Here is a 12163-nt window from a genome sequence, read left to right on the forward strand (position 1 = left end):
GCTGGACGAGGGATTCCACGATGGATCCGCAGCTTTCCCCTGAACGCGAGGTGGGCGCCACCTCCTTTCACCGGTAGGCTTCGCCCCCTCATGAAGCCCCATCAGAAGATGCTCCTCGGCATTTCCGCCGGCGCGGTGGCCGGGCTCGCGTGCAATGCCGTGTTCGGGAGCGCGGACTGGCTCACCTGGACCGTCGAGCATCTCACCAACCCCCTGGGGCAGATCTTCATCCGCCTGCTCCTGATGCTCGTCGTGCCGCTCCTGTTCGCCGCGCTCGTCGTGGGCGTGGCGGAGCTGGACCTGAAGCAGGTGGGCCGCCTGGGCGCCCGCACGCTCGGCTACACCGTCGTCTTCTCCGTCATCTCCGTGGCCATCGGCCTGCTCCTCGTCAACACGCTCCGGCCCGGTGACGGCTTGAGCGACGAGGCCCGCGCCCTGGCCCGCACGGGCACGGCCATCAAGGCCGCGCCGCCTCCCGGGGACACCTCCGCGGGCGCGCTCTTCCTGTCCATGGTGCCCACCAACCCGGTGAAGGCCGCGGCGGACGGGGACATGATTGGCCTCATCGTCTTCTCGCTCATCTTCGGCCTGGGCCTGGCGCTCACGCCGGGCGAGCCCGCGCAGCGCCTCAAGGACGTCATCCAGGGGCTCTACGACGTGATGATGAAGCTCATCGACGGCGTGCTCCAGCTGGCCCCGGTGGGCGTGGGCGCGCTGCTGTTCTCCATGACGGCGCGGCTGGGCTTCCACATCCTGGGACAGCTGGCGTCGTACGTGGGCGTGGTGCTGCTGGCCTTGAGCATCCACATGTTCGTCATGTACTCGCTGTCCGTGCGCTTCCTGGGCGGACGCAACCCGGTGGAGTTCTTCCGCTCCTGCCGCCTGGCCATCGTCACCGCGTTCTCCACGTCCTCCTCCAGCGCCACGCTGCCCACGGCCCTGAAGGTCGCGGAGGAGAACCTCAAGCTGCCGCGCAACGTGTCGCGCTTCGTGCTCACCGCCGGCTCCGCGATGAACCAGAACGGCACCGCGCTCTTCGAGGGCGTCACCGTCCTCTTCCTCGCGCAGGTGTATGGCGTTCCGCTGGGCCTCACGCAGCAGGCGACCATCATGTTCATCTGCGTGCTGGCGGGCATTGGCACCGCGGGCGTGCCGGCCGGGTCCATCCCCGTCATCGCGATGATCCTGGGCATGTTCAACATCCCGGTGGAGGGGCTGGGCCTCATCCTCGGCGTGGACCGCTTCCTGGACATGTGCCGCACCGTGCTCAACGTCACCGGAGACCTGGCGGCCGCCGTGTACGTGTCGCGCGGCGAGCCCCCCGACCGGCCGGTCGGCGAGGAGGCGGCACAGTCCCCCGTGGCCTGACACAGCGTCACCCCGGTTCCACCTTTGACCGAAGTCCCATCCGCCGTCTCCCGAGAGCCAAGGAGCATCCGCCGCATGAAAGTCGCCAACGGTCGCGTCGTCGCACTCGATTACCGCCTCCACCTGGGAGACGGGCAGATCATCGACCAGAGCGCTCCGAATCAGCCGCTCGCCTATCTGCACGGGCACAGGCAGATCGTCCCCGGACTGGAGGGCGCGCTGGAGGGCCTGTCCACGGGAGAGAGCAAGCAGGTGGTGGTGACCCCGGAGCAGGGCTACGGCGTCCACAAGCCGGAGGGCGTGCGCAGCGTCCCCCGCACCATGCTGCCGGGCACCTACCTGCCCCAGGTGGGCGGGACGCTGATGGCCCAGACGGAGGACGGCGACGTCCCCCTGCGCATCATCGCCGTGAACCCGGACTCCGTGATGGTGGACTTGAACCACCCGCTCGCCGGCAAGACGCTCCACTTCGACGTCACCGTGCGCGAAGTGCGTGACGCGACGCAGGAAGAGCTGGCCCACGGCCACGTGCACGGCCCGGGCGGCGCGCACGGGTAGTGCCTTTTGCACCCGTGGGGCACGGAGCGTTTCGTGCCCCCGGGGGGCGTGCACTATCTTGCGCCCCCCATGGTTCCTCCCGTTCCGAACCCCAGCCAGCTCCGAGTCCCCGCGCCCGACCCCGGCGCCGTTCCTGACAGGCCCGGTGCCTCCGCGGCCATGGACCCGGAGCTGTACTGGCGGGAGCACGTCTACCAGGGCGGCGCGCGGCAGCTCACCGTGCGCGCCGTCATCGCGGGCATGCTCATTGGCGCGGTGATGTGTCTGTCCAACCTCTACGTCGTCCTCAAGACGGGCTGGAGCCTGGGCGTCACCATCACCGCGTGCATCCTGGCCTTCGCCGTGTTCGGCACGCTGCGCTCGCTGAAGCTCTTGAGCAACGAGTTCACCGACCTGGAGAACAACGCCATGGGCTCCGTGGCGTCCGCCGCGGGCTACATGACGGGCGGCGGCAACATGGCCGCGGTGCCCGCGCTGCTGATGCTCACCGGCACGCTGCCGTCCTCCGGCTGGCTGATGCTGTGGTTCGCCGTCATCTCCGCGCTGGGCGTCTTCGCCGCCATCCCCATCAAGCGCCAGCTCATCAACATCGAAGCGCTGCCATTCCCCACGGGCACCGCCACCGCGGAGACCATCCGCGCGCTGCACGGCCATGGGGAGACGGCGCGGAACAAGGCGCGGCTGTTGGGCCTCGCGGGGCTGGTGGGCGCGTTCCTGGTGCTGGTGCGCGACGCGCGCTTCACCTGGCTCAAGAACCTGCCGGAGAAGGCGAGCCTGCCGTTCACCATCCTGGGCCGCGAGGCGGGCAAGTGGTCCCTGTCCTTCGACTTCAGCCTGCTGCTCATTGGCGCGGGCGCGCTGGTGAACTTCCGCACCGGCTGGTCCATGCTCCTGGGCGCCATCCTCAACTACGGCTTCCTGGCGCCGGCCATGTTCACCCAGGGCGTCATCCCGGAGGTGACGTACAAGGCCATCAACGGCTGGTCGCTGTGGACGGGCTCCGCGGTGCTGGTGTCCTCGGGCCTGCTGTCCTTCGCCTTCCAGTGGAAGAGCGTGGTGCGCTCCTTCGCGGCGCTGGGCTCGCTGGTGGGCAAGAAGCCCCAGGAGGGCGCGGGCGCGGATCCGCTGGCGGACATCGAGTGCCCGCCGGCCTGGTTCCCCCTGGGCTTCGCGCTGCTGGGCCCCGTGGCCGTCTTCCTCATGGCGTGGCTGTTCCAGATTCCCTGGTGGGCGGGCGTGCTCGCGCTGCCCCTGGCGGTGGTGATGGGCGTCGTCGCGTCGCGCGTGACGGGTGAGACGGACACCACGCCCACCAAGGCGCTGGGCCCCGTCACGCAGCTCATCTTCGGCGGCCTGGCGCCGGGCAACATCCCCGCCAACGTGATGAGCGCCAACGCCACGGGCGGCGTGGGGCTGCACTCGGCGGACCTGCTCACGGACCTCAAGTCCGGGTGGCTGTTGGGTGCCTCGCCGCGTCAGCAGTTCTTCGCGCAGCTGTTCGGCGTGGCCGCGGGCGCGGTGGTGGTGGTGCCCATCTTCAACCTGCTGGTGCCCACCGCGGACGTGCTGGGCTCCGAGCAGTTCCCCGCGCCGGCCTCCATGGTGTGGGCCGGCGTGTCGAAGATGCTCGCCTCCGGCATGTCCGCGCTGCACCCCACCGCGCGCATGGGCGCCCTGGTTGGCGCGCTGCTGGGCGTCGTGCTGGTGCTGCTGGAGCGCTGGGCCCATCCGAAGGTGAAGGCCTTCATCCCCACCGCGTCCGGCCTGGGGCTGGCCATGGTCATCCCCGGCTCCAGCTCCATCAGCCTCTTCGTGGGCGCGGCGCTGGCGGCGCTGCTCAAGCGCCTGAAGCCGAAGCTCGCGGAGGACACGGTGCTGCCCGTCTCCTCCGGCTTCATCGCGGGCGAAAGCCTCTTGGGCATCGCCATCGCGATGTTGAAGGCCTTCGGCTTCATGGCGAAGTAGGGGGGCCGTCAGTCCACCTTGCTGGTGGCGATGGACACGCCCGCGACGAAGCGGAAGGTGGGCGTGTCGAACCCCGCGCCCACGCCCGGGCCGCCCATCACGTACAGGTCCATGCGGGACAGCGCGTGGCGGCGGATGGCGATGAGCAGCTCCGCCCCCCAGCGGCCCCCGTCCAGCGGGACGCCGGTGATGACGCTGACCTCGCCGCGCGTCGTCTCGCCGTGCAGCGACGTCACCGTGGCGCCCAGGCGCAGCTCATTGCCCGCGATGTCGTGCGGATCATAGGACACGGGGCCCAGGTCCTGGCGCTTGCGCAGGAAGATGCCGGCCTCGCCGCCCAGCTGGAAGCCCTCGCCCACGTAGCCCAGCTGCAGACGCGGCTGCCACGCGTAGTCCTCGTGCGCCTGCGCCTCGCGGCTGCCCACCGGCAGTCCCGCGGTCAGCCCCACCGCCAGGTTGAAGGGGGCGCCCTTCGTCTGACGCAGGAGGGCCGCCCGGGCCGTCAGCCACGGCGTGGCGAGCCCCCCCGTCTTCGGCCCGAAGTACTCCAGCGTGGGCTTGCCCCCCTGCGTCAGGACGAAGGGCAGCTCACCGCCCACGTCCAGCCAGGACAGCACGCCGACCCCCACCGTCAGGTGGGCGGTCATCTTGTTCTCCACCAGGCCCGTGCCCGCGCCAGGCTCCCAGCGCGTCTGGAAGTGCATGGGCAGCTGTTCGTAGTGGTAGTTCAACGCCACACGCAGCTGCCCGGGCGCCAGCGTCCGCCCCGTCCCCACCACCAGCGAACCCAGCGCCGACGGATCCAGGCGGAGCCGTTGCAGGTCGAACATGGGCAGTGGTTGCTTGGGGCCGCTCTCCAGGGCGTGGGCGGAGAAGGGGAGGGACAGCAGGGCAGCGGCGAGGACCGAGGCCGGACGGAACACGTGACGACTCCCGAGGCGGAGGGACGCGAACACTAGCCAGAGTCCCCCGGCCCGAAAATCATGCACGAGGTGGAGCCGATTGTGTTTTCCCCCACCAAAAGCCTGACAACTCAGGCCGTCCCGGCCGCCAGGTCCTGCAATTCCTGCCATCGCGTATAGAGCCGATCCACTTCCTGGGTGGTGGCCTCCAGCGCCTGGTTCACCTCCGCCACCTTGGAGCCGTTGCTGTAGACGGCGGGGTCGGCCAGCTGGGCCTCCAGCTCCGCCTTGCGCTTCTCCGCGGCCTCGATGGTGGCCTCCATGCCGTCCAGCTCGCGCTGGTCCTTGTAGGAGAGCTTCCCGGGCTTCTTCGCCGCGGGCTTCGCGGCGGGCTCCTCGCGGGCCTCGTCCTTCTTCGGCTCGTCCTTCTTGAGCGCGGCGGCCTTGAGGGCGGCGGCCTGCGACTGCTCGCGCAGCCGCTTGTACATGTCGTAGTTGCCCTCGTAGCGGGTGACCTTGCCCTGGCCGTCGAAGGAGAGGATGGCGGTGGCCACCTTGTCGAGGAAGTACCGGTCGTGCGTCACCAGCAGGGTGCTGCCCGCGAAGTCCAGGAGCAGCCGCTCCAGGATGTTGAGGGTGACGATGTCCAGGTCGTTGGTGGGCTCGTCCAGCACCAGCACGTTGGCGCCTTCCAAGAAGAGCCGCGCCAGGAGCAGCCGGTTGCGCTCGCCGCCGGACAGCGCGCCCACCTTCATGCGCTGCATGGGCACCGGGAAGAGCAGGTCCTCCAGGTAGTCGCGCAGGGCCACCTTCCGGTCCGCCAGCTCCACGTGGTCCTCGCCGTTGGAGGCCGCGTCGTACACTGTCTGCTCCGGGTCCAGCTGGGCGCGCTGCTGATCGTAGTAGGCGACCTTCGTGTTCTTCCCGATGACGAGCTTGCCGCTGTCCGCGGGAATCTCTCCCAGCAGCACGCGCAGGAAGGTCGTCTTGCCCACGCCGTTGGGCCCCAGGAAGCCCACGCGCTCGCCGCGCTGGAGCCGGAAGTCCACGCCGTCCAGCACCTTGCGGTCCCCGAAGGACTTCTTCAGCCCTTCCGCTTCAATCACGGTGTGGCCCAGCCGTGGCGCCGCCACCACCTTCAAGTCCGCCACCTTGGGGCGCTGGAAGCCCTTCTCCGCCAGCAGCTTCTGCGCCCGCTCGATGCGCGCCTTGCTCTTGGTGCGCCGCGCCTCCGGGCCCTTGCGCAGCCACGCCACCTCCTGCGCAATCCAGCGCCCGCGCTTGTGCTCCGCGACCTCCGCGTTCTCCTGGGCCACGAGCTTCTGCTCCACGTAGGCCGCGTAGTTGCCGGGGTAGGAGATGAGGCCGCCGCCGGGCTGGATTTCGACGATGCGGTCGACGAGGTCGTCCAGGAAGTAGCGGTCGTGCGTGACGAGCAGCAGCGCCCCGGGCAGCTTGTCCAGCTCGTCCTCCAGCCAGTCCACGGTGTCCGCGTCCAGGTGGTTGGTGGGCTCGTCCAGCAGCAGCAGGTCCGGACGCGTGAGCAGCGCCCGGGCAATGGCCACGCGCTTGCGCAGGCCGCCGGACAGCTGCGCCACCGGCCGGTCCCAGTCCTTCACGCCCAGCCGGTCCAACAGCGTCTTCGCGTGGTGCTCCGTGTCCCAGCCGCCCGCCTGATCAATGCGGTCGCTCAGCGCGGACAGCTGCTCCAGCATCTTCGGGGTGGCGTTCGCGGGGTCCGCCTCCAGCCGGCGCGACAGCTCCGTGTGCGCGTCCAGCGCGTCCTTCAGCGGCGCCTGGGACACGGCCAGCTCGCTCTGCACGGTGGCGCCTTCGGGGAACTCCGGCTCCTGGGGCAGGTAGGTGACGCGCGCGCCCCGGCGCAGCTGCAGCTCCCCCAGGTCCGCCTTCGCCGCGCCGGCCAATATCTTCATCAGCGACGACTTGCCGGAGCCGTTGACGCCCACCAGGCCCACGCGCTCGCCCTCCTCGATGGTGAAGGTGAGGCCCTCGAAGACGGTGCGGCTGCCGAAGGCGAGCTGGACGTTGGCGGCGCGAAGCAGCGTCACGGGATGGAACCTTTCGAAAGGGGGAGAGGGGAAAAGCGAAAGGGCGCCCCCCCACCTGAAGCGGGGAGCGCCCTTCCTACAGCCAGTGCGGCGTGGGCACCCGGACTACTTGCGGGCAGCCTGCTCCGCGGCCTGCTTCTCCTTGTACTGCGCCATCAGGGCCTCCGCCTCGTTGCGGGGGACCGGCAGGTACTTGGCGAACTCCATCGTGAACTCGCCCTTGCCCTGGGTCGCGGAGCGCAGGTCGGTGGAGTAGCCGAACATCGTGTTCAGCGGCACTTCCGCCACGGCCGTGACGTAGCCCTCGGCCGTGCCCGTCTCCAGGATGGTGCCGCGGCGCTGGTTCAGCTGGCCGACGACGGAACCCTGGAAGTCTTCCGGAGCCGTGACCTCCACCTTCATGATCGGCTCGAGGATGACCGGCTTGGCGGCGGCGTAGCCCTCGCGGAAGCCCATGATGGCGGCCGTCTTGAACGCCATTTCGGACGAGTCCACCGCGTGGAACGCGCCGTCGTTGATGACCACGCGCAGGCCCACCACGGGGAAGCCGATGAGGCTGCCCTTCTTCACGGCCTCCTGGAAGCCCTTGTCGCACGCGGGGATGAACTCGCGCGGGATGGAGCCACCGACGATGTCGTCCACGAACTCGTACTGCTGCACCGCGTCCGCGGGCAGGGGCTCCACGTAGCCGCACACGCGCGCGAACTGACCCGAACCACCGGTCTGCTTCTTGTGCGTGTACGCGAACTCGCCCTTCTGGGAGATGGTCTCGCGGTACGCCACCTGCGGCTTACCGGCGACCACCTCGCAGTTGTACTCGCGCTTCATGCGCTCGATGTAGATCTCCAGGTGGAGCTCGCCCATGCCGCTGATGATGGTCTGCGCGGACTCTTCGTCACGGCGCACGCGGAAGGTGGGGTCTTCCTTGTGGAAGCGGTTGAGCGCCTTGGAGAAGTTCGCCAGCGTGTCGCGGTTCTTCGGCGTCACCGCCAGCGAAATCACGGCGTCCGGCACGAACATGGACGTCATCGTGTACTGCACGGTGCCGTCGGTGAACGTGTCGCCGGAGGCGCACTCGATGCCGAACAGCGCGACGATGTCGCCGGCCGTGGCCTCGTTGACGTCGTGCATTTCCGACGAGTGCATGCGGACGATGCGCGGAACCTTGACCTTCTTCTGGTTCACCTGGTTGATGATGAAGTCACCCTTGCTCACCTTGCCCTGGTAGATGCGCATGTAGGTGAGCTGGCCGTAGCGGCCGTCTTCCAGCTTGAACGCCAGACCGACGAAGGGCTTGGTCGGGTCCGACTCCAGGATGACCTTGGCCTCGTTGTTCTTCTGGTCGAGCGCCTCGTTGGTCGCTTCCTTGGGGTTCGGCAGGTAGCTGCACACCGCGTTGAGCAGCAGCTGCACGCCCTTGTTCTTGTACGCCGAGCCGCACATCACCGGCGTCATCTTCAGCGCGATGGTGGCGCGGCGCACGGCGGCGCGCAGCTGCTCCTCGGTGATGGAGGCCGGGTCCATGAGGAAGGCCTCGCCCAGCTCGTCGTCGACGTTGGCGATGCCCTCGATCATCTCGTCACGGCGCAGCTTGGCCTCGTCCAGCATGTCCGCCGGGATGGCCTCCTCGCGAATGTGCTCGCCGTTCTCGCCGTCGAAGTAGAACGCCTTCATCGAGAGCAGGTCGATGAGGCCCTGGAAGCGGTCCTCCGCGCCGATGGGGTACTGGAGCTTCACCGCGTGGTGGCCCAGCTTCTCCTTCAGCTGCGCGGCGACGCGATCGTAGTTCGCGCCAGAGCGGTCCATCTTGTTGATGAACGCGATGCGCGGAACCTTGTAGCGCTTCATCTGGCGGTCCACCGTGATGGACTGCGACTGCACGCCCGACACGGAGCAGAGCACCAGGATGGCGCCATCGAGCACGCGGAGCGCACGCTCCACCTCGATGGTGAAGTCCACGTGTCCGGGGGTGTCGATCAGGTTGATGTTGTACTCGCCCCACATCGCGTACGTGGCGGCGGACTGGATCGTGATGCCCTTCTCACGCTCCAGGTCCATCGAGTCCATGACCGCGCCCACGCCGTCCTTGCCGCGGACCTCGTGGATCTCGTGGATCTTGCCCGTGTAGAACAGGATGCGCTCGGACAGCGTCGTCTTGCCCGAGTCGATGTGGGCGGAGATACCGATGTTACGAATCTTCTCGATGGGTACGTTGGAGGCCACGATCCGGTCCTTCTTCGATTGAAAAAATTGCCTGAGGGAACAGAGCAGGCGGGGCCCTTACTTCCCACAGGACCCAGTTACCAGACAAATCCGCATGACGTTGGGCGTACATCCGCCTACGTTGCGCCGCCCTGTTCCGACTGAGGTCTCATAACAATGAGCGCGAGCGAAAACTTCTCCCTGGCCCGAGCCTGGCTCAAGGCCTTCAACGCCCACGACGTCACCGCCCTGGTTTCGCTCTACGCGGAGGATGCAACACACACCTCGCCCAAGATTCGCGTCCTGCACCCGGAGACGGGCGGGCGCCTGGTGGGCCGGCCGGCCCTGGAGCGGTGGTGGAGGGACGCCATCGCCCGGCTGCCGGGCCTGCGCTACGAGGAGACGGCCCTCACGGCGGACGGGGACCGGGTGTTCATGGAGTATCTGCGCCATGCCCCCAACGAGGCCCCCCTGCCGGTGGCGGAGGTGCTGGAGGTGAAGGGCGGGCGCATCGTCGCGTCACGCGTCTACCACGGCTAAGGTGCCCACCCATGGCGACCCCCAATTTCGACCGGGACTTCGGATACCTGCTGCCCTTCATGGACAAGGTGGCGGCGGCCGCGGCGGATCTGCCGGACGCCTCCGCCCGCGAGGAGCTGGTGCGGCTGGTGGCGGAGGAGAAGGTCCGCTGGGAGCGCATCCGCTCGCTGCTCCAGGGCGCTCCGGGGCAGCGGGGCGGCTCCAAGCCGGCGCCGGCTCCGTCCAGGGCCCCGGCGCCCGCCGCCGCGCCCCCGCTGGCCCGGGTGTCCTCGGACGGGGTGAGCCGGGTGGCCCCCCGCGAGTCGGGCCTCACGGTGGGCAGCCTCAAGGACTCGCGCTAGCGAGTCCCCGGTGGATCAGGCGCTGCTCACGCGGACCTGATCCAGCGCGTCGTAGGTGGCGGCCTTGTAGGCCTCCGACAGCGTCGGGTAGTTGAAGCAGGTCTCCACGAAGAGCTGGGCGGTGGCGCCGGTGAGCAGCGCGGTGAGCCCCACGTGCACCAGCTCCGAGGCCTGCTCGCCCAGCACGTGCACGCCCAAGAGCTTCATGTCGTCGCGGTGGAAGAGCAGCTTCAACAGGCCCTGCCTCTCCCCGATGATCTGCCCGCGCGGATTGGTGTCGAAGGTGGCGCGGCCCACGACGTAGGGGATGCTGCGCGCGCGCAGGGACTCCTCCGTGTCGCCGGCCATGGACACCTCCGGGATGGTGTAGATGCCGTAGGGCAGGATGGGCGTGAGCGTGCGCTTGCCCGGGCCGAACGCGTGCTCCACGGCGATGCGGGCCTGCTCCATGGACGTGGAAGCCAGGGCGGGAAAGCCGATGACGTCCCCCACCGCGTAGATGTGCGGGACGGCCGTCTGGTACGCGAGCCCCACCTCGATCTGGCCGCGCTTGCCCTGCTTCACGCCCAGCGCCTCGATGCCCAGGCCCGCGGTGTTGGCGGTGCGGCCGGAGGCGACCAGCACCTGATCCGCCTCCAGCACCTCGCCGGTGGACAGCTTCAGGCGGATGGGCTCCGAGTGGGACTCCGGCACGTGCGCGGACTCCACCGTCTGGCCCAGGCGCAGCCGGACGCCCAGCGTCTCCATGCAGTCGCGCAACAGCTGCCCCACCTCCGCGTCCAGGAAGTTGAGCAGGTCGTTCTTCACCTCCACCAGCGTCACCGGGATGCCCAGCGCGGCGAACATGCACGCGTACTCGCAGCCGATGACGCCGCCGCCCACCACCACCAGCGTCTGGGGCAGGGTGGTGATGTCCAGGATTTCATCCGAGTCGTGCACGCGCGGATCGCCGAAGGGGTACAGCGGCGGCCGATAGGGCGTGGACCCGGTGGCGATGAGGACGGTGCCGGCGGTGAGCCGGGCGACCTCCGCGCCGTCGCGCTTCACCGCGACGGTGTGCGCGTCCACGAAGCCGCCGGCGCCCTGGAACACCGTCACGCCGTGGCGCTGGAGGTTCTTGTGGATGCGCTCGCGCTCCATCTGCTTCACGCGGCGCTCGCGGAAGAGGAAGTCGGAGACGGTGGCCTCGTGGCGCAGCGTCGCGTCCACGCTGTAGAGGCCGCGCGCCTTGAAGCCGGAGAGGTGCAGCGCCGTCTCGCGCAGCGTCTTGGAGGGAAGGGTGCCGGTGTTGGCCGCGGTGCCGCCGAGCACCGGCTCCCGCTCCACCACCGCCACCCGCTTCCCCGCGAGCGAGGCCTGCACCGCGCCCCATTCCCCCGCGGGGCCTGAGCCGATGACCACCAGGTCGAAGTCCGCCATGGACCCCACCCTAACCCCACCCCGGGGGGCCAGGGCACCGCGAATCACTCCCGGCCGCTGTAATGCAGCTTCTCGCGGACCTCCTCCTCGGTGAGCAGCCGGAAGCCGCCCTCGGGGATGTCGGCCAGATCGATTTCGCCCACCGCCTCCCGGTGGAGCGCGCGGGCGGGCAGACCCACGGCGCCCAGCATGCGCTTCACCTGGTGGTGGCGGCCTTCGGTGAGCGTGACCTCCACCGTGTGCTCGTCGCGCACGCGCACGACGGCGGGGCGGGCGGGGCCGTCATCCAGCGTCATGCCCTGGCGCAGGGGCTCCACCTTCGCGTCGTCCGCGGTGCTGAACACCGTGGCCACGTAGCGCTTGGGCAGGTTCGTGTCCGGGGACGTGCAGTGGGCCACCAGCTTGTCGTCATTGGTGAAGAGCAACAGGCCCGTGGTGTCCACGTCCAGCCGGCCCACGGCGTGCCAGGTGAAGCGGTTCAACTCCAGGGGCAGCTGGGGCAGGAGCAGCTCGAACACCGTGCCGGTGCGGTGCTGGCGCGCGGTGGAGGTCAGCACGCCCGCGGGCTTGTGGAAGGCCAGCACGTGCGTGGGGGCCTCCTTGCGCACCGGCAGTCCGTCCACCTTGAGGACGGCGCCGGGCGGCACGGGCGTCAGGGGCGTGGTGGCCACGCGGCCATTGACCGTCACCCGGCCGGCCTTGATGGCGGCGTCCGCCTCTTCCTGGGGCATGGCGCCCGCGCGGGCCAGGGCGCGCGACAGCCAGTCCGGCTTCTCCTTGCCCTCCCAGCGGTTGGGGC

Annotated in this window: 10 protein-coding genes; 5 read left to right on the plus strand and 5 right to left on the minus strand. The window is 69.3% G+C overall.

Annotated elements, in window-relative coordinates:
- Positions 1–90 precede the first annotated feature (90 nt).
- From D7X55_RS25320 to D7X55_RS25330, 3 genes are all read left to right on the plus strand, one after another.
- Entirely contained in the window at positions 91–1368 is a 1278-nt protein-coding gene (locus D7X55_RS25320) for a dicarboxylate/amino acid:cation symporter (RefSeq protein WP_120548848.1), read from the plus strand.
- A 75-nt stretch (positions 1369–1443) separates the two neighbouring features.
- Positions 1444–1926 (plus strand): peptidylprolyl isomerase, encoded by a 483-nt coding sequence (locus D7X55_RS25325; RefSeq protein WP_121724428.1) that lies wholly within the window; start codon positions 1444–1446, stop codon positions 1924–1926.
- Positions 1927–1995: 69 nt separating this feature from the next.
- Positions 1996–3891 (plus strand): OPT family oligopeptide transporter, encoded by a 1896-nt coding sequence (locus tag D7X55_RS25330; protein ID WP_120548850.1) that lies wholly within the window; start codon positions 1996–1998, stop codon positions 3889–3891.
- Between the two features lie 8 nt (positions 3892–3899).
- Here the strand turns inward: D7X55_RS25330 and D7X55_RS25335 are convergent, their stop codons facing one another.
- The 3 genes from D7X55_RS25335 to fusA all read right to left on the minus strand — a co-directional run bounded on the left by D7X55_RS25335 (position 3900) and on the right by fusA (position 9085).
- Positions 3900–4814 (minus strand): flagellar motor protein MotB, encoded by a 915-nt coding sequence (locus tag D7X55_RS25335; protein WP_121724429.1) that lies wholly within the window; start codon positions 4812–4814, stop codon positions 3900–3902.
- Positions 4815–4924: 110 nt separating this feature from the next.
- Complete coding sequence (locus D7X55_RS25340; protein WP_120548852.1) at positions 4925–6862, minus strand: ABC-F family ATP-binding cassette domain-containing protein; 1938 nt, start codon at positions 6860–6862, stop codon at positions 4925–4927.
- 105 nt (positions 6863–6967) lie between these two features.
- Positions 6968–9085 carry an elongation factor G gene (fusA, locus tag D7X55_RS25345; RefSeq protein ID WP_120548853.1) on the minus strand — a complete coding sequence of 706 codons (2118 nt, stop codon included), beginning with the start codon at positions 9083–9085 and terminating at the stop codon, positions 6968–6970.
- A gap of 156 nt (positions 9086–9241) precedes the next feature.
- On the opposite strand from fusA, the gene D7X55_RS25350 reads away from it, so the two are divergent.
- Positions 9242–9604, plus strand: coding sequence for a nuclear transport factor 2 family protein (locus D7X55_RS25350; protein WP_120548854.1), 363 nt, complete (start codon positions 9242–9244; stop codon positions 9602–9604).
- An 11-nt stretch (positions 9605–9615) separates the two neighbouring features.
- On the plus strand, positions 9616–9945 hold the full coding sequence (locus tag D7X55_RS25355) for a hypothetical protein (protein ID WP_121724430.1): 330 nt from the start codon (positions 9616–9618) through the stop codon (positions 9943–9945).
- A 15-nt stretch (positions 9946–9960) separates the two neighbouring features.
- On the opposite strand, the gene sthA is transcribed toward D7X55_RS25355, so the two are convergent.
- Entirely contained in the window at positions 9961–11364 is a 1404-nt protein-coding gene (gene sthA / locus D7X55_RS25360) for a Si-specific NAD(P)(+) transhydrogenase (protein ID WP_121724431.1), read from the minus strand.
- Positions 11365–11408: 44 nt separating this feature from the next.
- The coding region (locus D7X55_RS25365) for a pseudouridine synthase (protein WP_147470203.1) at positions 11409–12163 on the minus strand (755 nt) is incomplete at its 5' end.

This window comes from Corallococcus sp. AB049A (assembly GCF_003668885.1).
Lineage (GTDB): Bacteria > Myxococcota > Myxococcia > Myxococcales > Myxococcaceae > Corallococcus > Corallococcus interemptor.